At 65.6% G+C, this 22,031-nt stretch carries 16 protein-coding genes; 6 read left to right on the top strand and 10 right to left on the bottom strand.

Features of this window, described 5'->3' with window-relative positions; translation table 11 throughout:
* Window positions 1-286 precede the first annotated feature (286 nt).
* Window positions 287-6,130, bottom strand: coding sequence for an apolipoprotein A-IV repeat region-like domain-containing protein (locus C7G42_RS24440; protein WP_106951504.1), 5,844 nt, complete (start codon window positions 6,128-6,130; stop codon window positions 287-289).
* A 397-nt stretch (window positions 6,131-6,527) separates the two neighbouring features.
* On the opposite strand from C7G42_RS24440, the gene C7G42_RS24435 reads away from it, so the two are divergent.
* On the top strand, window positions 6,528-6,902 hold the full coding sequence (locus C7G42_RS24435; RefSeq protein WP_106951735.1) for an Hpt domain-containing protein: 375 nt from the start codon (window positions 6,528-6,530) through the stop codon (window positions 6,900-6,902).
* Between the two features lie 164 nt (window positions 6,903-7,066).
* Entirely contained in the window at window positions 7,067-7,387 is a 321-nt protein-coding gene (locus tag C7G42_RS24430; RefSeq protein ID WP_027560383.1) for a 2Fe-2S iron-sulfur cluster-binding protein, read from the top strand.
* A 90-nt stretch (window positions 7,388-7,477) separates the two neighbouring features.
* Here C7G42_RS24430 and C7G42_RS24425 read toward each other — a convergent pair whose 3' ends face one another.
* Complete coding sequence (locus C7G42_RS24425; RefSeq protein WP_106951503.1) at window positions 7,478-7,945, bottom strand: acyl-CoA thioesterase; 468 nt, start codon at window positions 7,943-7,945, stop codon at window positions 7,478-7,480.
* A gap of 182 nt (window positions 7,946-8,127) precedes the next feature.
* Here C7G42_RS24425 and C7G42_RS24420 point away from each other — a divergent pair, with 182 nt between their 5' ends.
* From C7G42_RS24420 to C7G42_RS24410, 3 genes are all read left to right on the top strand, one after another.
* Window positions 8,128-9,156, top strand: coding sequence for an NAD(P)/FAD-dependent oxidoreductase (locus C7G42_RS24420; protein WP_106951502.1), 1,029 nt, complete (start codon window positions 8,128-8,130; stop codon window positions 9,154-9,156).
* Window positions 9,157-9,262: 106 nt separating this feature from the next.
* Window positions 9,263-9,859: a DUF2147 domain-containing protein gene (locus C7G42_RS24415; protein WP_106951501.1), complete on the top strand. Its 597-nt coding sequence runs from the start codon at window positions 9,263-9,265 to the stop codon at window positions 9,857-9,859.
* Between the two features lie 282 nt (window positions 9,860-10,141).
* The gene (locus tag C7G42_RS24410; RefSeq protein ID WP_106951734.1) at window positions 10,142-10,513 is read left to right on the top strand and encodes a hypothetical protein; all 372 of its coding nucleotides are present in this window, start codon (window positions 10,142-10,144) and stop codon (window positions 10,511-10,513) included.
* Window positions 10,514-10,566: 53 nt separating this feature from the next.
* On the opposite strand, the gene C7G42_RS24405 is transcribed toward C7G42_RS24410, so the two are convergent.
* The 8 genes from C7G42_RS24405 to C7G42_RS24370 all read right to left on the bottom strand — a co-directional run bounded on the left by C7G42_RS24405 (window position 10,567) and on the right by C7G42_RS24370 (window position 20,954).
* Window positions 10,567-10,836 carry a hypothetical protein gene (locus tag C7G42_RS24405; protein ID WP_199581113.1) on the bottom strand — a complete coding sequence of 90 codons (270 nt, stop codon included), beginning with the start codon at window positions 10,834-10,836 and terminating at the stop codon, window positions 10,567-10,569.
* A gap of 170 nt (window positions 10,837-11,006) precedes the next feature.
* Window positions 11,007-12,548, bottom strand: coding sequence for a galactarate dehydratase (garD, locus tag C7G42_RS24400; RefSeq protein WP_106951499.1), 1,542 nt, complete (start codon window positions 12,546-12,548; stop codon window positions 11,007-11,009).
* Between the two features lie 120 nt (window positions 12,549-12,668).
* The gene (locus tag C7G42_RS24395; RefSeq protein WP_106951498.1) at window positions 12,669-14,117 is read right to left on the bottom strand and encodes an aldehyde dehydrogenase family protein; all 1,449 of its coding nucleotides are present in this window, start codon (window positions 14,115-14,117) and stop codon (window positions 12,669-12,671) included.
* An 18-nt stretch (window positions 14,118-14,135) separates the two neighbouring features.
* Window positions 14,136-15,479, bottom strand: coding sequence for a glucarate dehydratase (gene gudD, locus C7G42_RS24390; protein ID WP_106951497.1), 1,344 nt, complete (start codon window positions 15,477-15,479; stop codon window positions 14,136-14,138).
* Window positions 15,480-15,504: 25 nt separating this feature from the next.
* Window positions 15,505-16,449, bottom strand: a complete 945-nt coding sequence (gene kdgD / locus C7G42_RS24385; RefSeq protein WP_106951733.1) for a 5-dehydro-4-deoxyglucarate dehydratase — start codon at window positions 16,447-16,449, stop codon at window positions 15,505-15,507.
* A 128-nt stretch (window positions 16,450-16,577) separates the two neighbouring features.
* Entirely contained in the window at window positions 16,578-17,483 is a 906-nt protein-coding gene (locus C7G42_RS24380) for a LysR family transcriptional regulator (RefSeq protein ID WP_106951496.1), read from the bottom strand.
* 349 nt (window positions 17,484-17,832) lie between these two features.
* Window positions 17,833-19,785 (bottom strand): SGNH/GDSL hydrolase family protein, encoded by a 1,953-nt coding sequence (locus C7G42_RS24375; RefSeq protein WP_106951495.1) that lies wholly within the window; start codon window positions 19,783-19,785, stop codon window positions 17,833-17,835.
* An 86-nt stretch (window positions 19,786-19,871) separates the two neighbouring features.
* On the bottom strand, window positions 19,872-20,954 hold the full coding sequence (locus C7G42_RS24370; protein WP_106951494.1) for a lysylphosphatidylglycerol synthase transmembrane domain-containing protein: 1,083 nt from the start codon (window positions 20,952-20,954) through the stop codon (window positions 19,872-19,874).
* A 428-nt stretch (window positions 20,955-21,382) separates the two neighbouring features.
* Between C7G42_RS24370 and C7G42_RS24365 the strand changes: the two genes are divergently transcribed.
* Complete coding sequence (locus tag C7G42_RS24365) at window positions 21,383-21,889, top strand: YciE/YciF ferroxidase family protein (protein WP_106951732.1); 507 nt, start codon at window positions 21,383-21,385, stop codon at window positions 21,887-21,889.
* Window positions 21,890-22,031: the final 142 nt, after the last annotated feature.

The following is a 22,031-nucleotide window of genomic DNA, read 5'->3' as shown; positions in this document are numbered from 1 at the left end:
GCGAGCGAAGCGAAGCAATCCAGACCGTCTCAGCAAGAGCAGTCTGGATTGCTTCGTCGCTTCGCTCCCCGCAATGACGAGCTTGTGGAGATTGCGCAATTCGTCAATGCGCAGTGACCTGCTGGCGTCGTCTGGTAGTCCGGATGGAGCGAAGCGCAATCCGGTCTCTGTCCCGCATTCCGCGGCGCTCCATGCGGGCTACGATCGTTCCTCGAAATGACGAGCTCAAACAAAAACGGAGGCCGTGAGGCCTCCGTTTCCTAATTCGTCATTCGCTATCTGCGCCTCACCCCAGCCGACCCGCTGCATGCGCGAGCAGCGTGTACACCAGACCCGTTTCCGAAGTCAGGTGATTACGCAGCTCCTGCGGACCGCGGCCGTCGCGAGCGACTTCGTCGAGCAGGCGCTCGAACTCGGCGACGTAGCGGTCGACCGTGCCCTTGAAGTTGCGGTCGGCGCGGTACTTGCGGGCGACCTCGTCGAAGGCCTTCTGGCCGGCGGGCGTGTAGAGGCGCTTGGTGAAGGCCTTGTTCTCGCCGCGCTGGTAGCGGTCCCACATCTCGGCGGCGAGGTTGCGGTCCATCAGCCGGCCGATGTCGAGCGACAGCGATTCCAGCGGATTGCTGCTGCCTTGCGGAGCCTGCGGTTGCGGAGCCGGGGCAGCCTGGCGGCCACGCGGAGCCTCACGGCCGGTCGGGGCGCCCTGATTGGCGTCGGTCCGGTTGAGCAGGTCCGACAGCCAGCCGTCACGGCCCTGGTCGTTGCCGGCAGGCGCGACCGGCGGCGCTTCGGTGCGGCGCGCGGCCGGCACGCCGAGGTCCGGCGGCGGGAGCGTCGAAGCGCTGCCGGTGTCGCGCATGCGGGTTTCGGTGGCGCGGCCGCCTGCACTTGCCATGACCGGCTCTTCCTGGCGTTGGACGGCGACGGACGCGCGGCCCGTCGTGGTGACGTCGAGGCCGCGGCCATGCTGGGCCACGATGCGATTGAGCTCGGCGAGGGCCTCGATCTGGTCGACGATCACCTTGCGCATCTGCGCCGTGCTCTCGGCGGCCTCCTGCGGCATCTCGAGCACGCCGCGGCGCAGCTCGTTGCGGGTGGCTTCGAGCTCGTTGTGCATCTCGAAGGCCATCTGCTTCATGCTGGAGACGAGGTTGGTGAACTTCTCGGTCGACTGCTTGAACATCGCGTCCGCTTCGTCGGTGGTGGAGCGGTAGATGTCGTGCATGGCCTCGATGGTCTGGCGGTGCTCCTCCTCGGAGGCCACGCGCACCGCCTCGAACTGGCGGGTGATCGCGGCCGAGCCTGCGCCGGCGGTCTCGGCGACGACGCGCGCGATGTCGCGGGCGCGCTCTTCGGCTGCGGCCAGCGATTCATCGAGCAGGCCGGTGAAGCGCGACAGCCGCTGGTCGAGATCGGCCGTGCGCAGGTCGATCGTGGTGACGAGCGATTCCAGCGCCTGCTTGCGCTCGGCGAGCGAGGCGGTGGTGTTCTTGTTGCTCTGCTCGACGACCTGCGCGGCTTCGACCAGCGCCTTGCCGTGCGCGTCGAACTGGGTCGACAGTTCGCCGAGATCCTGCAGCGCCTTCGTGGTCTTGCTGTTGAAGACGTTGAGCTGCTCTTCCAGGTTCTGCGTCGCCGCGCCGTTGCGCGAGGTGACGTCGTTCATCGCCGAGACGAAGTCGGCAACACGCGTCACCAGCGCCCGCTCGAGCGAGTTGAGGTTGTCGTGCGCACCGGTCAGCACCTCCTGAAGCAGGATGTTGCCTTCGCGCAGACGCTCGAACAGCGCCACCGTGTCGGTGCGCAGGATCTTGCTTGTCTCCTGCATCTCGGTGACGGCCGCGATCGAGACCTGGCGCGACTGGTCGATCGCCGAACGCGAGGCCTGCTCCAGGTCCTTGAGGGACTTGCTTACCGCCGTCGTGGCGATCTCGCTCGCCGCGTTGATGGTGCGCGCGACTTCCGATCCGTTGCCCATCATGGTCTGCGAGAACGCGTGTCCGCGCGTCTCGATCGACTTCAGCGCGTCCGAGGTGACGCGGTCGATGTCGAGCGTCAGCTGGCTGGTCTTGGAGCCGATCGCGTCGACCAGGGAGCCGCGCTTGGCGTCGATCATGTTCGACAGGCGGTCGGCCTGCTGCTGCACGTAGGTGACGATCTCGTCGGTCTTGCCGGTCATGGCCTGGCCGAAGCTGGAGCTGGCGGCGAGCACCGAGCGCTCGACGTCGGCGGAGCTCGTCTTGACCCGCGAGCTAGCCTCGTTGGAGGCGGTGATCAGCGCGTTCTGGGCGTTGAGCGCGCTGGTTTGGATGTCGTTGGTCGCGTTCGCGGTGGCTGCGCTCAGCGTGCGTTCGATCTCGGTCGAGATCGTGCGGATCTGGCTCGCGGCGTCCGCCGAGGTCGAGGTCAGCGAGATCTGGGCCTCACGCGCGCTGCCGAGGATGGTCGAGGCGGTGTCGGCGCCGACCGCGGTCAGCGTGCGCTCGATGTCCGTGGTCAGCGACTTGATCTGGCTGGCCGCGTCGGTCGACGCGGAGATCAGCGTGCCCTGGGCCTCGCGCACGCCGCTGGTGAGCGCCTCGATGGTGGCGCCGCCGGCGGTTGCCAGTGCGCGCTGCATCTCGGCCGCGAGCGAACGAACCTGGCTGGTCTGTTCGGCCGAAACCGTGAGCAGGGTGCTCTGGGCGTCGCGGGCGCTGGTGGTGATCGTCTCGGCGGTCGATTGGCCGACCTGGGAGAGCGAACGATGCACTTCGGCCGCGAGCGACTTGACCTGGTTGGCCGCCTCGGAAGACGCCGTGACCAGCATGTTCTGGGCCTCGCGCGCGCCGGCGGTGATGGTCTCGGCGGTCGAGGTGCCGGCCATCGAGAGCGAGCGCTGCACGTCGGCGGTGAGCGACTTGACCTGGGCCGCCGCATCCGAGGAGCCGGCAACCAGGGTGTTCTGAGCCTCGCGCGCGCCGCTGGTGAGGATCTCGGCGGTCGAGGTGCCGGCCATCGTGAGCGAACGCTGCACGTCGGAGGAGAGCGCCTTGATCTGGTTGGCGGTCTCGCTCGAGGCCGCGATCAACGCACTCTGCGCGTCGCGGGCGCCGGCGGTGATCGATTCCGCCGTGGTGGTGCCGGCCAGCGACAGCGAGCGCTGCACGTCGGCGGTGAGCGTCTTGACGTGGTTGGCCGCATCCGACGACGCCGTGACGAGAGTGGTCTGCACCTCGCGGGCGCCGGCCAGGATCGAGGCTGCCGTCGCCGAACCGGCTGCGGACAGCGTGCGCTCGACGTCGGCGGCGAGCCCCTTGATCTGGTTCGAGGCCTCGCCCGAAGCCGTGACCAGGGTCGACTGCGCTTCGCGGGCACTGGTCAGGATCGAGTTTGCCGCACCGGTGCCGACCGCGGTCAGCGCCTGCTCGACTTCGGCGGAGGTCATCTTGAGCTGGGCGTTGACGTCGGAGGAGACCGTCATCATCGACTGCTGGGCAGTGCGCGCACCGGTCTGGATCGTCTCGCTGGTGTTGACGACGAGGTTGGTGAGCGAGCGCTCGGCATCCTCGACATGCGAGCGGATCGCCGTCGAGATCATCTCGGCGCGGGACATCATATCCTCGCTGGCCTGGCGGCCGCTGCTTTCGATGCGGCCGGCGACGGCCTCGACGCGCGAGCCGAGCAGGTCCTCGAACTGCGCCACGCGCACGTCGATGTCGCTCGCGACCGAGCCGACCCTGGTCTCGATGACCTGATGGATCTCCTGGAAGCGCGCCGTGACCGTGTCGGTCAGGTGCGTGCTGCGGCCGTCGATGATCTCGGTGACGCCGGTGATACGACGGTCGACCGCCTCGATCGCCTGCGCGGTGCCGTCCGTGAGGGTGGAGGTCAGCAGCGTCAGGCGGGTGTCGATCGACTGCACCGCCTGCGAGGCGCCGTTCGTGACCGCGGTGGTCAGGTAGGTGAGACGGGAGTCGATGGATTCGAGCGCCTGTGTCGCGCCGCCGGTGAGCGTCGTGGTGAGGTGGGTCAGCCGCGTATCGATCGACTGGATGGCCTGCGAGGCGCCGTCGGTCAGCGAACTCGTGAGGTTATTGAGGCGCGCATCGATGGTTTCGATGGCCTGCGATGCACCGCCGGTCAGCGACGTCGTGAGGTGGGTGAGACGGGAGTCGATCGACTGGATCGCCTGCGCGGCACCGTCCGTCAGCGAGGTCGCGAGCGTGTTGATGCGCCCGTCGATGGTCTCGGTGACCGACTTCGCGCGGGTGTCGAACGACTGTTCCAGCGCGGCGACGCGGCCGACGAGCTGTTCGTCGAAGGTCTTGATGTGGCCATCGATCGTGCCGTCGAGGCTGGCGATCTTGCCGTTCAGCGAGGTGTCGAAATTGCTGACGCGTTCGCCGATCGTGGTCTCGAACTGCACCAGGCGCTGGTCGAGAATGGCGGTGATCTCGCCGCCGTTGGCGGTGAAGCGGGTGTCGAAATTGTCGACATAGGTCTTCAGCGAGTCGTGGATGTCCTGCGTGCGCTGGCCCATGCGCTCGACGATCTCGCCGCCGAAGGTCTTCACGGTGCGGTCGAACTCGGAGATGTGGCGCGTGATCAGGGCGCCCAGCGTACCGCTGTCGCGGGCGAACTTCTCGACCAGCTCGGTGCCCTGGTTCCGCACCAGCTCGTCGAAGGCGCTCATCTGCAGCGACAGCGAATCGTGTGCGGTCTCGGTCTGGCTGACGACCTTGGCGACGAGGGTGTTGACGGTGGCGTCGAGCGCCTCGCTCGCCTTGTCGCCGCTCGTCAGGATCTGGCCGGCGAGGCGGTTGCCGGCGTCGTCGATCTTGGCGGAGAGGTCGTTGGAGCGCAGCTCGAGCTCGAGCAGCAGCGAGTCCGAGGAATTCTTCAGGCTGTCGTGCACCTGCTCGGTGCGCTCGGAGATGCCGTCGACGATCGCGGCGGAGCGCTGCTCGAACTCGCCGGTGATGCGGTCGATGCGCTCGTTGAGCATCTCGTGGACGCGGTCGGCGAGGTCGACGAACTCGTCGTGGACGTGGCCGGTCTTGAAGTTGAGGCTGGTGGTCAGCCGCTCGCTGGCGTCGAGCACGGCGCGCGTGGTCTCGTTGCTGGCTTCCTCGAGACGGTCGAGCAGGTCGCCGCCGCGCTCGCCGAGCGCCAGGATCATGTTGTCGCCGGCATTGCTCAGCGCGCCGGTGATGTGGGCGCCACGCTCTTCCAGCGCGCCGGTGATGGACTTGGCGACTTCGTCGACGCGCGAGGCGATCGCATCCGAGATCAGCGCGATGTCGTGGCGCAGATCGATCTGCACGCCGGAGATGGCGCTGCGGACCTGCTCGGCCTGGCCGACCAGATTGTCGCGCTGATGGGCGATGTCCTGCAGCAGGGCGCGGATGCGCACCTCGTTGTCGGAATAGGCGCGTTCGAGCGCGGCGACCTCGTTGGCGACCAGCGTCTCGAGTTCGCCGGCGCGCGCGATGGCGCGCTCGATGCCGTCGCCCATCGCCGCGACCTCGCGGCGGATGGCCTGGCCGACCGTGACCATGGAATCGGAGGCCGAGCCTTCAGGCTCGGAGAAGCGGATCGCGACCTGGGCCATCGCCTGCGCGACCGAGCTCATCTGCTGGCCGCGCCAGACCAGGCTCGCCAGGAAGTAGAACAGCATGATGGGCGCGAAGAACATGGTGACGAGGCCGGCGATGGCCAGCACGCCGCCGCTCTGGCCCATGGCGGCCTGGATCGAGGGCAGGAAGCCGACGGTCAGCGCGGCACAAGCCGCGAGCCAGATGACGGTGAAGATCGTCGCGCCGGTGTAGATGCTGCGGGCAGGGCGACCCGTCTGCAACGCCTGGAGCAACTGGCCGATGGTCTCGCGGTCGTCATTGGCGGCGCGGCGCGAAGCGCGCGGCTCTTCGACCGGGTCGAACACATTTGCCCGTTCGTTGGCGGCAGGACGCGGCTCGAAGCTCGGCTCGTCGAAGATCGGGGGCGGCGGCGCCATCGAAGGCGCGGTTTCGTTACGCATCGCGGCGTTGCGGCTGGTGTCGGCAGCCGTGTCGCTGATGTTCAAGGCTTCCTGGATCGCAGAAAGCGCAACTTCTGTGGGGTCTTTGACCTTTTTCGGAGTGTTCGCCATGTTCAGTCCGAGCCCTCGTTACTTGTACGCGTCCCCCCGCGAGCCCTGCGCGCTGCGCAAGCCCACAGACCGGATCATGCCGCTTGCGCGGGTCTCCGAGCCGTCCCCACCCGGACGGCTTGTCCGCCAATTTCCGAAACATCCTATTGGCAGAGCGTCGCGAATGAAATGCCTGCGATTAAGACAATCTTAATCATCGTTAACAGGATCGCGCCGTAACGCCTTAGCAATAAATGCAATTCTCCACCGGACTCGGCCGATTGCGGCAACTTTTCGTCAATAAACCGGCAGATTTGCGTTTGGGACCCCAAACATTTCGTTAACCATTTCCATGCTTGGGTGGGGCGAACTTACCGCCGAACCGGCGGAACCGTCGCGCGATGCCGGGGCCTGCGCCATGACGCCTGAACTGCAACGGATGGACTGGATGCCCTCGCCCCCGCTTGCGCCCATCGACAGCCCGCTCGACCTCGACCATCTCTTCCGAATGACGCTCGGCGACGCCGAGCTGGAACAGGAAGTGCTGGCCATGTTTGCCGAGCAGGCGGTCCGCCTGGTAGCAACGATGGCGGCGGTGCCGGCCGAGGCGGGCGCACTGGCCCACAAGCTCAAGGGCTCGGCCCGCGGGATCGGCGCTTTCGCGGTGGCGGATGCCGCCGCAAGCCTGGAGATCGCGATCCAGACCGGCCATGACCAGCGCCACGCCTTCGCCGCGTTGAAAGAGGCGGTGACCGAGGCCCGCGCCGCCATCGAGGCGATCCTGAAGGCCTGAGGCCGCGCTGCCGAGCCGGACCGTAGCGTCTTGTTTTGACGCGTTTTCTTCCCGCAAAGCGGGATTCAGTTCGCCTTAAAACCCTATGGCGCCGGCCTGATCGACCCGTTATAGGACAGCCCGGACCCTCCTTCATTCCCAGCACCGCGGCAGCACGAGCACACATGGCCAAGATTCACTTTGTCGACCACAAGGGCGAAACCCGCACGGTAGAAGTCGAGAACGGCGCAACCGTGATGGAAGCCGCGATCCGCAACAGCATTCCCGGCATCGAGGCCGAATGCGGCGGCGCCTGCGCCTGCGCAACCTGCCACGTCTATGTCGACGAAGCCTGGCGCGAGAAGGTCGGCAGCCCGACGCCGATGGAAGAGGACATGCTCGACTTCGGCTTCGACGTGCGCCCGAACTCGCGCCTGTCCTGCCAGATCAAGGTCTCCGACGAGCTCGACGGTCTCGTCGTGGCGACGCCGGAACGCCAAGCCTGATCCTTGCAAGCCTGATCCTTGCAAGCCTGATCTTGCAAGCTTGATCCCTTGCAGGTCTGATCGTCGCAGACTTGCCTCTTCTGGACTGAATTAGATGTTCGGCGTCGCGACCTCGACGCCGCGCTTGTGCCAGGGTCTGAGCTTCTCGACGATCTCCGCGCTGAGCGGTGCTGGCCGCCGCGTCGCCTCGTCGAGCATGACGCCGACCGACATCGCCGAGGCGATGCACTTTCCTTGCGAGAACACGACCTGCTCGAAGGTCACCGACGTCCGTCCGAGCTTCACCACCCCGAGGCCGAGTTCGATCGTGTTCGGCCAGTGCAGCTCGGCGCGGAAATGGATGTCGAGCCGCACCATGATCCAGGCGAGCCCTGGCGGCGTCAGTCCGTACTCGGGCAGCTTCATCAGCGTGACGCGGCCGGTCTCGAAATAGGTGGCGTAGACCGCGTTGTTGACGTGATGGTTCGGATCGAGATCGCCGAAGCGGACGTTGTCGCTGAGGCGGAAGGGATAGTCCTCCAGGCGCGGCGTCGTATCGAGGCGGCTTGGTGCGTTCACCGATTGATCTCCGTCATATCCTTGCTCGTTACAGCCCAGTTATTCTGACCCGGCAAGTGGGCGCGGCTGCGGGGCGCTCCCGCTTTTATGCCTTCCCTGATCCATCCCCGTTGGCTAGACAGGCAGGGTCACCTCTGCCCGCGGGGCGCCGTCCAACCGATAACGACCGATAAAGAGACGACATGAGCGATGTGATCAAAACCGATGTGCTGATTATTGGCGCCGGCCCCTGCGGTCTGTTCGCCGCTTTCGAGCTTGGCCTTCTCGACATGAAGACGCATTTCGTCGACATCCTCGACAAGGTCGGCGGGCAGTGCGCCGAGCTCTATCCGGAAAAGCCGATCTACGACATTCCCGGCATTCCTCAGGTTTCGGGGCAGGGCCTCACCGACGCGCTGATGGAGCAGATCAAGCCGTTCCATCCGACCTTCCATCTCGGCGAGATGATCGAGACGGTCGAGAAGATCGGCGATCCCCTGTTTCGCTGCACGACCGATGCGGGCAAGGTGTTCGAATGCAAGGTGCTGGTGATCGCGGCCGGCGGCGGCTCGTTCCAGCCCAAGCGTCCGCCGGTGCCGGGCATCGAGGCCTATGAAGGCACTTCGGTCCATTACGCCGTGCGCAAGATGGAGGCGTTCCGCGACAAGAACGTGCTGGTCGTCGGCGGCGGCGATTCCGCGCTCGACTGGACGCTCAACCTGCATCCGATCGCGAAGCGCATTACGCTGTTGCACCGGCGCGACGAGTTTCGCGCGGCGCCCCACAGCGTCGAGCAGATGCGCGCGCTGGTTGCCGGTGGCAAGATGGATCTCCGGCTCGGCCAGGTCACCGCGCTCTCCGGCGCCGAAGGCAAGCTCACCGGTGCCACCATCAAGGGCAACGACAACAGCGTGACGGACATTGCCTGCGATACCATGCTGCCGTTCTTCGGGCTGACCATGAAGCTTGGTCCGGTCGCCAATTGGGGCATTGCGCTGGAGAACAATCTGGTGCCGGTCGAGACGTCCGCGTTCGAGACCAATGTTCCCGGCATCTTCGCGATCGGCGACATCAACACCTATCCCGGAAAGATCAAGCTGATCCTGTGCGGCTTCCACGAGGGCGCGCTGATGTCGCAAAAAGCCCATCGCTACGTCTATCCGGAGAAGCGGCTCGTGTTCCAGTACACGACCTCGTCCTCCAGCCTGCAAAAGAAGCTCGGTGTCAACTGACGGCGGCGCGCCGTGAGGGCAATGCCCCATGTTTCTGGTGCTGGAACCGTTCGCGAAATCGCCGTAGTCTGCGGCCATTCCGGTCGTGGAATAACAAGGTGATCTAATGCGGAATTTTTCCAGCTCTCGGCTGCTTCCCTTTCTCGCGCTTGCATTGTCGCTCGCGATGGTGACGCCGTCTGCGGCGCAAACCGCCGAGCCCACCGCGGCGGGCCTCTGGCAGAAGGTCGAAGACGGGAAGACGGTCGGATGGTTTCTCTTCATCGACCACAACGGCATCTTCGAAGGCGTGATTGCAAAGACCTTTCCGAGGCCCGGCGACGATCCGAACGAGATCTGCGCCAAGTGCACCGACGATCGCAAGAACGCGCCGGTGCTCGGCATCTCCTTCGTCCGCAACATGAAGCGCGAGGGATTGAAGTACGAAGGCGGCAACGTTCTCAATCCGCGCGACGGCCAGATCTGGAAGGCCAACATGAAGGTCAGTCCTGACGGCCAGACCTTGACCCTGCGCGGCTATCTCGGCATCTCGCTGCTCGGCAAGGACGAGACCTGGACGCGCCTGCCCGACACCAACATCGCCCAGGTCGATCCCGCCATCGTCGCGAAATACTTGCCCGCGCAGGCCCCGGCCACCAAGCCGCCGGCACCCGCGGCGAAGAAGGGCGGCGGCATGATGATGGCGCCGGCGCCCAAGCAGTAAGGGCCTCTGCCGATCAACTTGGCCGCCTGATCGGCCGTAGCTTCACGCATCGTCATCCTCGGGAAGGCGGAACGTCGGCGCCGGCCATCTCCGCCGAAAGACCAATGCGCCGCGGACGGGCTCCAGTAGTTGCCCGGAATGCACGCTGGCGCCGGATTTGCATAGCTATCCGCAGAGCTGCTGGGGGAATGAGTCGCTGCCTCCGCGCCTTTCGCGAAAGTTGCGGAAGGCGGGCAGTGCGCATTGTCCCGCGCGGCAATCATGTCGACCCGCGGAGACGATATGCGACTTCCAAGATCGCGACCTTCAAGATTGTACGCGGCGCCGTTACTGGGTCTCGCCGCGTTCGTGACGACATCGGCGCTGGCGCGTGATGACGGACGCTACGCCAACTCGCCGTTAAAGCCCTGGTTCGAGAGCCTCCACAGCGAATACGGGCAATGCTGCTCGGATGCGGACGGCTATGTCGTCGCCGACGTCGATTGGGAGTCCAGCCAGGGGCGCTACCGCGTGCATCTCGACAATGAGTGGGTCGTGGTGCCCGACGGTGCCGTCATCACCGAGCCGAACAAGATCGGCCGCACCATGGTGTGGAAGCACTATATCGACGGCCACCCGCGGGTGCGTTGCTTCATGCCGGGCAGCATGACCTGAAACGCTGACGGCGCCCGCATCAGATGCAGGCGCCACAAGCGATGCGAAAGGGCTCAGTGCGATTCGCTGCCCGAACCGGCGCTCGCGAGCCGCTTTACGCGCGGCGACAGCACCGAAACCTGCGCGGGCGAGGCGGGCATGCCGGCGACGATCATCGAGGGCGCGCTCGACTGCTCCTCGACACCGGCGCCGCCGAGCACCTGCACCTGTGTCGCCGAGATCGGCAATGACTTCACTTCGTAAGTGGGTAGTTCACTGGCGAAAGCACCGGTCGAGCCCGCAATCACGGCGCTGGTGACGGCAATCATTGTGAGAACGCGCATTGGAAAATCTCCGTTGAAGATGTCAATCGGAGGTTTGGTCGTGATCGTGGAGCAGCAGGTTCGCTCGTATATGGACATTCGTGTGTCCGCAAACGAACCGATTGATTGCGTGATGCGACAGCACGAAACGATGACGAAGTCTTCGTCACGACTGTTTCCGGACGGTTTCGCTAAGTCACCGGCGCCGGATTGAACAGCGTCAGATCGTTGTGGATGCCCCAGCGGTCCGACCATGGCTTGATCCGGCCGGAGGCGACATCGAGGATGAGGCGGAACAGGTCCCAGCCGGTCTCCTCGATGGTCTTCTCGCCGGTCGCGATGCGGCCGGCATCGAAGTCGATCAGGTCCTTCCAGCGGCGGGCGAGCTCGGTGCGGGTCGCGACCTTGATCACGGGCGCGGCCGCAAGGCCGTAGGGCGTGCCGCGGCCGGTGGTGAACACTTGCAGCGTCATGCCGGAGGCGAGCTGGAGCGTACCGCAGATGAAGTCGGAGGCCGGCGTTGCCGCGAACAGCATGCCCTTTTGCGTCGCCTTCTCGCCGGGCGCGAGCACGCCGGTGATCGCGGACGAGCCGGACTTGACGATCGAGCCCAGCGACTTCTCGACGATGTTGGCGAGGCCGCCCTTCTTGTTGCCGGGCGTGGTGTTGGCGCTGCGGTCGGCGCCGCCGCGGGCCAGATAAGAATCGTACCAGGCCATCTCGCGCACCAGCGCGCGGCCGACGTCCTCGTTGATGGCGCGGCGCGTGAGCAGCTGGATCGCATCGCGCACCTCGGTCACTTCCGAGAACATCACGGTGGCGCCGGCGCGCACCAGGAGGTCGGCGGCAAAGCCGACGGCGGGATTGGCGGTGACGCCCGAGAAAGCGTCGCTGCCGCCGCATTGCAGGCCGATGACGAGATCGGAGGCCGGGCAGGTCTCGCGGGTGCGCTTGTTGAGGATTTTCAGGCGGGCTTCCGCCTGCGTCATGATCGCATCGACGATGGCGCCAAAGCCGTCGAAGGCTTCGTCCTGCATTCGCACGATGGCGTCGCTGACGCCTTCCGGCACCAGGCGCTCGGGTGCGAGCTTTTCGCATCCGAGGCTGATGACCAGAATCTCGCCGCCGAAATTCGGATTGAGCGCGATGTTCTGCAACGTGCGGATCGGCACCACAGCGTCCGGCGCGTTGATCGCGACGCCGCAGCCATAGGCGTGCGTCAGCGGTACGACGTCGTCGACGTTCGGGTACTTCGGTAATAGCTCCGCGCGGATGCGCTTGACCGCATATTCCATCGTGCCCTTGACGCATTGCACCGAGGAGGAGATACCGAGGATGTTCTTGGTGCCGACCGAGCCGTCCGAATTGCGAAAGCCTTCGAAGGTGAAGCCTGAGAGCGGCGGCAGCGGCGCGGGGACCGCGGTCGAGATCTCGAGCTTGTCGAGGTCGGGGGCCTCCGGCATGCGGATGCGGGCTTCGTCGACCCATTCGCCGGCCAGGATCGGGGAGAGCGCGTAGCCGATGATCTCGCCATAGCGGATGATCGGCGCGCCTTCCGCGATGTCGACCAGCGCCGTCTTGTGTCCCTGCGGCACGAAGGCGCGCAGCGTCAGTCCGCTGGCAAAGCGCGAGCCAGCGGGAAGCCCGAAATCATTGACCACGATCGCGACATTGTCGCGCTCGTTGAGCTTGATGTAGCGGGGCTGCTCTTTCGCCGCGACGTCCTGGTCCATTTGCGCTTGCCTCCGAAGCCGTAGGGTGGGCAAAGGCGCAACGCGCCGTGCCCACCATGCTTCATACCGAACGTCAGCGGTGGGCACGCTTCGCTTTGCCCACCCTACGATGTCAGCCTGTCAGCCGGGAAACGTATAAGCCGTCTTCACCGTGGTGTAGAACTCGCGCGCGTACGAGCCCTGCTCGCGGGCGCCGTAGCTCGAGCCCTTCCGGCCGCCGAACGGCACGTGATAGTCGACGCCGGCGGTCGGCAGATTGACCATCACCATGCCGGACTCGCTATTGCGCTTGTAGTGCGATGCGTATTTCAGGCTCGACGTGCAGATGCCCGAGGCGAGGCCGAACTCGGTATCGTTGGAGATCGCCAGCGCTTCTTCGTAGTTCTTGGCGCGGATGACGGCGGCAACGGGTCCGAAGATCTCCTCACGCGCGATGCGCATGTTGTTGTTGGCTTCGGTGAACAGCGCCGGCTGCAGGTAGTGGCCGGGCGTCTCGCGCTTGAGCAGCTCGCCACCGAAGGCGAGCTTGGCGCCCTCGTCCTGGCCGATCTTGATGTAGCGCAGGTCCTGGTCGAGCTGGCTCTGGTCCACGACCGGTCCGATATGCACGCCGGCCTTGAGCGCGTCGTCGACCGACAGGCCGTTCAGGCGCTCGGCCATCGCCGCGACGAAACGGTCGTGGATGCCTTCGGTGACGATCAGGCGGGACGAGGCGGTGCAGCGCTGGCCCGTCGAGAAATAGGAGCCGTTGACGGCGACCTCGACGGCGGTCTTGAGGTCGGCGTCGTCGAGCACGATCAGCGGATTCTTGCCGCCCATCTCCAGCTGGAACTTCTTCATCGGGTTCGACAGCACGCAGGCCTGCGCGATCTTGCGGCCGGTCTGCACCGAGCCGGTGAAGGAGATCGCGGCCACGTCCGGGTGCTCGAGCAGCGTCTGGCCGACCACCGAACCGGAGCCGACCACGAGGTTGAAGACGCCGGCGGGAATGCCGGACTTGGCGATGATCTCGGAGAGCGCATGCGCGCAGCCGGGCACCAGCTCGGCCGGCTTGAACACCACGGTGTTGCCGTAACAGAGCGCGGGCGCGATCTTCCAGGCCGGGATCGCGATCGGGAAATTCCAGGGGGTGATCATGCCGACGACGCCCATCGGCTCACGCGTGAGCTCGACGTCGATCCCCGGACGCACGGAGGCGCCTTTTTCACCGATCAGCCGCAGCGCTTCGCCTGCGAAGAACGCAAAGATCTGGCCAGCACGGGCGACCTCGCCGACTCCCTCGGGGAGTGTCTTGCCTTCCTCGCGCGCGAGCAGGCGGCCGAGCTCTTCCTTGCGGGCGAGGATCTCGAGGGAAATCTTGTTCAGCACGTCGAAGCGCGCCTGCGGCGTCGACTGCGCCCAGGCCGGGAAGGCGGCCTTGGCTGCGGCAATCGCCTTCTCGGTCTGCGCCTTGTCGGCCTTGGCGTATTCGCCGACGACGTCGTTGGTGTTGGAGGGGTTGATGTTCCTGGTGACGCCGGAGCCGTCGACCCATTCGCCGCCGATGAAGTTCTTCAGGATCGCAGTCATGTATTCCTCCAGAGTTTCTTAGCGAACGAGGCAGGGACGCTTGTCGTCGAAGGTCCAGCCCGGGATCAGGTCCTGCATCGCAATAGCGTCATCGCGGGCGCCAAGTCCATGCTTCTTGTAGAGCTGATGCGCTGCCTCGATAGCCTCCCTGTCGATCTCGACGCCGAGACCCGGCCTGTCCGGGACCGCAATCTTGCCGCCCTTGATCGGAAGTGGCTCCCTGGTGAGGGCCTGGCCGTCCTGCCAGATCCAGTGGGTGTCGATCGCGGTGACCTTGCCAGGGGCGGCGGCGCCGACATGGGTGAACATGGCCAGCGAAATGTCGAAATGATTGTTGGAGTGCGAGCCCCAGGTCAGGCCGTTGTCACGGCAGGTCTGGGCCACCCGCACCGAGCCCTGCATGGTCCAGAAATGGGGATCGGCGAGCGGAATGTCCACCGCGCCGAGACGCAACGCATGGGAGAGCTGCCGCCAATCGGTCGCGATCATGTTGGTCGCGGTTGGCAGGCCCGTGGCGCGGCGGAACTCGGCCATGATCTCTCGGCCGGAGAAGCCGGCCTCGGCGCCGCAGGGGTCCTCGGCATAGGCGAGGATGCCGCGCATGTCCTTGCAGAGGCTGATCGCCTCGTCGAGCGACCAGGCACCGTTGGGGTCAAGCGTCACGCGGGCGTTCGGAAAACGCTTTGCGATGGCGGTGACGGCCTCGATCTCCTGCTCGCCGCGAAGCACGCCGCCCTTCAGCTTGAAGTCGGCGAAGCCGTAATGGTCGTGGGTGGCCTCGGCGAGCCGCACCACGGTCTCCGGCGTCATGGCCTCCTGATGGCGAAAGTTGAACCATTCGGGTTTGCCGGGCTCGCCGCTGACGTAGTTCATCTTGCTCTTGCGCCGGTCGCCGACGAAGAAGAGATAGCCGAGCGTCTCGACGCTGCTGCGCTGCTGGCCCTCGCCGAGCAGCGCGGCAACGGGCAGGTTGAGATGCTGGCCGAGCAAATCGAGCAGAGCGGACTCGATCGCCGTGACCGCGTGGATCATGACGCGAAGATCAAACGTTTGCTTGCCGCGGCCGGCGGCATCGCGGTCGGCGAAAGCGGAGCGGACGTCGGCGAGGATGTTGTTCATCGCGCCCACGGCCTTGCCGATCACGAGATCGCGCGCGTCCTGCAGCGTCTGCCAGATCTTCTGTCCGCCCGGGACCTCGCCGACGCCGGTGTGACCGGCATTGTCGGTGAGGATGACGATGTTGCGAGTGAAGAACGGCGCGTGCGCGCCGCTGAGATTGAGGAGCATGCTGTCGCGGCCCGCGACCGGGATCACCTGCATCGCCGTGACGACAGGTGCGCCGGAAATCTCGGTCAGGGCCATCGTTCTCTCCTCGCTGTTGTCGTCCTTATTCTGCCGCTTGTTGTGTCGATCGGATGGCGGGCAGATTCTTCACCAGCGCGGTCACCTCGGCGATCTCCTTCTCGGTGAGTTCGGTGAGGGGCGGGCGGACCGGGCCGGAATCGCGGCCGATCACCTTCATGCCGGCCTTGATGATCGAGACGGCATAGCCCTTCTTGCGATTGCGGATCGCGATCAGCGGCAGGATGAAGTCCTTCAGCCCGGCCTGGATCGTGGCATGGTCGCGCTTGCGCACCGCGGCGTAGAAGTTGGTGGCGAATTCCGGCACGAAGTTGAACACCGCCGAGGAATAGGTCGTCACGCCCATGTCGAGATAGGGCAGCGCGAAGGTCTCCGCGGTCGGCAGGCCGCCGATATAGGTCAGGCGATCGCCGAGCTTGGTGTAGACGCGGGTCATCAGCTCGATGTCGCCGATGCCGTCCTTGTAGCCGACGAGATTCGGGCAGCGCTCGGCGAGCCGCGCGAGCGTGTCGGGCTGCAGGATCGCGTTGTCGCGATTATAGACGATGACGCCGATCTTCACGGCGGCGCAGACCGCCTCGACATGGGCGGCAAGGCCGTCCTGCTCGGCATGGGTGAGATAGGGCGGCAGCAGCAGCAGGCCGTCGGCGCCGGCCTTCTCCGCACCAACGGCGATCTCGCGGGCGATCGCGGTGCCGTAGCCGGTACCGGCGAGCACGGGCACGCGGCCTTTGGTCTCGTCGACCGCGATCCTGACGACTTCAGGGACCTCGGTCGGCGTCAGCGAGAAGAACTCGCCGGTGCCGCCGGCGGCGAACAGGCCGGCGACATCATAGCCGCACAGCCAGTCCATGTTGGCGCGATAGGTTGCCTCGTCGAAGGAGTAATCAGCCTTGAAGGGCGTGACGGGGAAGGAGAGGAGGCCCGATCCGATCTTCTGGGCCATTTCCTGCGGGGTCATCTTGCTCACGGGCGCTGCTCCGTCATCGCGTGCTGTGGAGGACGCCACCGACATCTGCGCGTCCATGCGCCGTGGTTTAGGAGACCGTTCGATGCGGGTCCAAGCCAAACCCTATATCGACCGATGCGAAATCAGCATCAATCTTCCGTTGGCTCCGCCGAGGCCAGCTCGCCGGCGATTTTGACGAGCGCCGACAGCAGCGGATTCTCGTCGTCGCGGCGCCAGACCATGAACAGCTCGACGGGGACGCGCGTGCGCAGCTTCAGCGGGCGCAGGCGCACGTCGGAGATCTTCAGGCTTGCCGCCGCCGCCGGCACGATGGCAAGGCCGAGGCCGGCGCGCACCATGGCGAGGATCGAGTGGATCTGGCTGAGATGCTGGACATAGCGCGGCAGCACGTCGGCGCGGGTGAACAGCGCCACCAGGAGATCGTGGAAGTAGCGGCTCTCATAGGGCGAATACATCACGAAGGGCTGGTCGTCGAAATCCTTGATGGTGATGCTGTCCGCGTTCGCGAGCGGATGCTTCTTCGGGATCGCGGCAAGCAGCGGCTCGGCGACGACGCGGCGGCTGGCGAGCTCGGGGCGCGCGATCGGCGGCCTGAGCAGGCCGGCGTCGATTTGGCCCGAGGTCAGCGCCTCGAACTGGTCACCCGACACCATCTCCTTCAGCGAGAAGTCGACCTCCGGCAGCTTGGCGCGGCAGGCCGCGACGAGCTCGGGCAGGAAGCCATAAGCCGCGGCCGCGGTGAAGCCGATCTTCAGCGAGCCGGTCTTGCCGAGCGCGATGCGGCGGGCGACCTGCGAGGCGCTTTCGGCGAGCTTGAGGATGCGCCGCGCCTCCGGCAGGAAGCTGCGCCCCGCCGGTGTGAGGCGCACCGAGCGGCTGGTGCGCTCCAGCAAGGGCGCATCGATGATGTGCTCGAGCACCTGGATCTGCCGGGACAGTGGCGGCTGGGTCATGTTCAGCCGCGTCGCGGCGCGGCCGAAATGCAATTCCTCCGCCACCGTGACGAAACAGCGGAGCTGATTGAGGTCGAACATCGATACATGCCTTAGATGGATAAGGCGTTTCCCCGGCACTTCTAGCATCGATCATCCCCAAAACAAAGACGGCGGCTTTTGGGCCGCCGTTGAGTTGCCTGGTCAACTCCCATCGGGAGTCCTCAGGAGGAACGTTTGAGCGTCACCCGCTCGATCTCGCAGACGACCACCAAGGCGAGTCGTAGAGGTCCACGCGGCGAGGTGTCCAAGTTCAAGGCAGCATTGATTGATGCCGTTTTTGGATCGATGGAGCGAAGGCCGGGGGAGATCCGCGATTGCGCGGCAGCGCGTAGCCCGCATGGGCAAAGCGGTATTTGTCCCGGATGTCGCGACGATCCCGTCGTCTTCGCTACTGCTGCGCGCCGCCCGGCAGCGGCGCGAGCAGCCCGCGCGTAACGCCCGGCGGCACCGCATCGAGCCCGAGCACGGTGCTTGCGGCCGGCAGCGCCGCGTCCGCCATCGCCGCATGCCCTTCCGCGCTCGGATGCACCGCGCCGCCATAGACTGCCGAGAGCACGCCCCAGGTGGCGTCGTGGATGTCGGTCGGCTGGCTCGCCGCCGGTAACCCTTGCGGATAGGTCATCGCGGCGAAATAGCTGTCATTGGCGTCGCGGATCCAGCGCGCGCGGGGCAGATAGGCGCGATATTCCGAGGCGCCGCGGCCGCACAGCATCGGCTGGCTCGCCGCGCTCACGATGTCGGGATTGAAGCTCTGGCCGTTTTCGGCAAAGCAGCTGCGGTCGAATTCGGGGTCGTTGCCCGAATGGGCGCAGAAGCCGTGATCGGCGAATGCCGCCTGGTGAGCGTCGACGAAGGTCATGCGGTCGGCTTCGGGATCGCGGCACAGCGCGCCGCGGGTGCAGGTGGCGAGCCCCTTCAACTGCGGAAGGAACTCGGTGTCGACGAAGGTCGAGACGCGCGCCAGGCGCTGCGGATCGGCGTTGAAGGCCGGATGGATGTCGAAGCCGGCCTTGCCGCCGCGGCAGGGCACGCCGCCGTCTGCCAGCGCCGGGTTGGCGTAGGAGACATAGACGACGTGCGAGAGGTCGCCGCCGACCAGCGGCTTGAGCGCCTCGCGCAGCTTGACGAACTTCTGCGGCAGTTCGCGCGCCAGCGCGTCGCGGGAATCGTCGACGGTCGCCATCACGCCGGAGCGGCGGAACAGCGCGCGCTCGGTTGCGGTCTCGACGATCACGTCGGCGACGAGACCGGAGAAATAGACGTCATTGGCGCCGACCGACAGCAGCACGAGGTCGAGCGTGCGGTCGGGCTGGCGCTTCTTGGCCGCGGTGAGCGCCTCGCGCAACTCGGCGACTTGCGCATTCACGCTGGTGTTGCAGACACCGGTCTTGCCGGGCGGGCATTCGCGGGCACGCTGCGAGCCGAGCAAGCCGTCGCCGATGCTGGCGCCGGTGCAGGCGAGCGGAAGATAAGTCACGGCGATGTGGGTGTAACGCACCGCGAGCGCCAGCGCGGTGCGGGTCTGGTAGCTGTAGAGCGAGCGGTGGCACGGCGAGTTGAACCAGAGCGCGCTGTAACGCTGCCAGTTGGCGAGCGTATCCGGCGCCTCGCAGGCACGGCCGCCCTTGAAGCCGTGGCGGCTCGGCCGGTAGTACTGCGCGCCGGCGGTGCCCAGATAGGAGCGGAAGCAAAAGCCTTCGTCCGACAGCGCCAGCGGCCGGTCCGGATTGCCTTCGCCGGAGGCGATGCTGTCCCCGAGGCCGGCGACGAAGATGTCGCGGACCTGGATCTCGGTCTGGACACGCTGGGTCGGATCGGAGCCGGAGGAGACGTCGACGGTCGCGACCGTCTGCTTGCCGTAGCGAACGCGCAGATTGATCGGCTCGGCACAGTCGAAGGTCGATTGCTGAGGCCCGTCGCCGTCGTCGAACGACCATGCGCAGGTGGCGCCGACCGGCACCGCGCCGACGAGGCGCACGGTGACGGGATGGTCGATCGGGGTCAGGTAGTTTTCCTTGGTATTGTCACGGGTGCAGGGCTGGTTGACCCGGCCCTGCAGGTCGATGCAGAGCCGGTTGACCATGTTGCGGGCCCAGCCGCGGCCCTCGCTCTGGAGCTCGAGCGATTGCTCGGCGGCCAGGATGCTGCGGTTGCGGGCGTTCTCGACATGGAGCAGGAAGTCGCGCTCCTCGCGGAACAGCCGGAAGCGGTTGCGCACCTCCCAATTGATCTGCAGGGCGCCGGAATCCTGAGCGCTGGCGCGCTCCGGCGGCATGGCAATCAGAGTCCCGGCAAGCAGCAGGGCGCTTGCGGAGAGGGTGCGAAGGAATGAGGGGATCATGGCCCGCGTCTTCAACGGCAAAGTTGAGGCGGAAATAAGAGAGCATTGCTCTGCCGCCCGCAACCCCTCCGGATTCAGATCGTGACCTACCGCTTGTTGGCCTGCCGGAGCGCCCGCTCGCGTTCCATTGTCGCCACCTGCTTTGGCAGATTGGCCTGCGCGCAGGCCTCCGCCAGCCGCCGCCGCTCCTGCCAGGGCTCGACCACGTTCATCCAGAGCTCGCGCGCGCCCATGATGGAAATGGCGAGGCCGAACGGGATCATGAAATAGAGGATGCGGAACACCAGCAGCGTCGCCAGAAGCTGCTCGCGGCCGAATTCGGGTAGCGCCAGCAGCATAGCGGCATCGAACACGCCGATCGAGCCGGGGGCGTGGCTGGCGAAGCCGAGAAGCGTCGCCAGGATGAACACCACGGCCAGTGACATGAAGTCGATCGGCGGGTTGGCCGGCATCAGCAGGTACATCGCCGTGGCACAGAAGCCGAGATCGACCACTCCGATCAGGATCTGCACCAACGTCAGCGGCGCCGACGGCAGCACCACCTTCCAGCCCTTCTGGCCGAGCTCGCGCCGCTTCTCGCCCATCGTGAGCCAGACCAGATAGGCGCCGATCGAGGCGAGCCCGCCAAGCGCGATCAGCCGGTTGATCGAGGAGGGGAGCTGATCCATCGAGGACGCCGCATCCGGATGGATGGCCATGCCGATCGACAGCACGAAGATGTTACCGAGCCAGAAGGTCAGGCCCGACAGGAAGCAGATCTTGGCGACGTCGATCGCATTCAGCCCATAGTCCGAATAGATCCGGAAGCGGATCGCGCCCCCGGTGAAGACCGTGGCGCCGATGTTGTGGCCGATCGAATAGGACGTGAAGCTGGAGAGCGCCGCAATGCGGTACGGCACGTGCTTCTTGCCGATCGTTCGCAGTGCAAAAAAGTCGTAGAAGGTGAGCGTACAGAACGCGAAGAACACGCAGATCGCCGCCAGCCCGATGCTCCCGCGGGGAATCTCGGTCAACGCGGTCAGGATCACCCCGGTATCGATGCCCTTGAGGGTTCGCACCAGCGAGGTGATCGCGAAGGCGATGATGAAGATGCTCGCGGCGACTCCAAGCCGTCGCCAGCCGATCCATCTCTTGAACCCGCGCTTCAGCGCTGGCAGCAGTCCGTGCATTCATCCTCCCGGCGGGGGGCAAAGACCGTCCGGGCCAGGCATTGGCCGGTCGGGTGCGATCATGGCCAAAGGCAGGCATCGATCGCTAGGCATGATCCAGATCATTTAAGGCATAAACAGCGGCTTGTGCAGCCCTTGACAACAATAGGTTCTGCGCCGGACCGGTCCCTTTGTCATACGTGGTTCACATCGCTGGCGCGTTGAGCATATGAGTCGTGAGCCTGGTCCGGCTCGCGCTTGACGTATGTCGATACGATCTTCGACCCCGCCGCCATCCGCATTGTTCCAGCGCAAGTCATACGGGTCTTTTTGGAACGCCGATGCCGCGCGCTCGTTGGGCCCCCATCAGCAACCGGACACGGCGGAACAAGCGGCTTTTCGAGCAAGCCGCTGCCTTCGTGTTCCAGAAATCGGAAGAGGATGGAACGATGGGACTGTTCACAAAAGACATCAAGACCATGAATGACCTGTTCGTGCACCAGCTCCAGGACATCTATTACGCCGAGCAGCAGCTGACCAAGGCGCTGCCGAAGATGGCCAGCAAGGCCACCGATCCGCAGCTGAAACAGGGCTTTTTGACGCACCTTGAGGAGACGAAACAGCACGTCGCGCGGCTCGAGCAGGTCTTCAAGATGCACGGCGTCGCCGCGAAGGCGGTCGACTGTCCGGCGATCGATGGCATCATCGAGGAAGCCGAGGAGACCGCCGGCGAAGTCGCCGACAAGGCGGTGCTCGACGCCGCCCTGATCAACGCGGCGCAGGCCGCCGAACATTACGAGATCGTGCGTTATGGCAGCCTGATCGCCTGGGCCAAGCAACTCGGCCGCAACGACTGCGCCAGCGTGCTCGCCAAGACGCTGGAGGAGGAGAAGGCAACCGACCAGAAGCTGACCGCGCTTGCCGAGAGCAAGGTGAATCTGCGCGCGGCGAGCTGATGAAGGTGTCGTGATCGAAGCGCCGCGCGGTCATCCGCGCGGCGTTTCCCTGACCACGGGAGCCGTCCATCATGATCGGTCTCGGTGTTCCCGAGCGGGATGAACAATCCGATTGAATGGACAAAGCTTCCGTTCACCATTG

It is taken from the genome of Bradyrhizobium sp. MOS003, from assembly GCF_003020125.1.
Classification (GTDB): domain Bacteria; phylum Pseudomonadota; class Alphaproteobacteria; order Rhizobiales; family Xanthobacteraceae; genus Bradyrhizobium.
The sequence above is the reverse complement of the archived record's forward strand: the minus strand, read 5'-3'. Positions and strand labels throughout refer to the sequence as shown.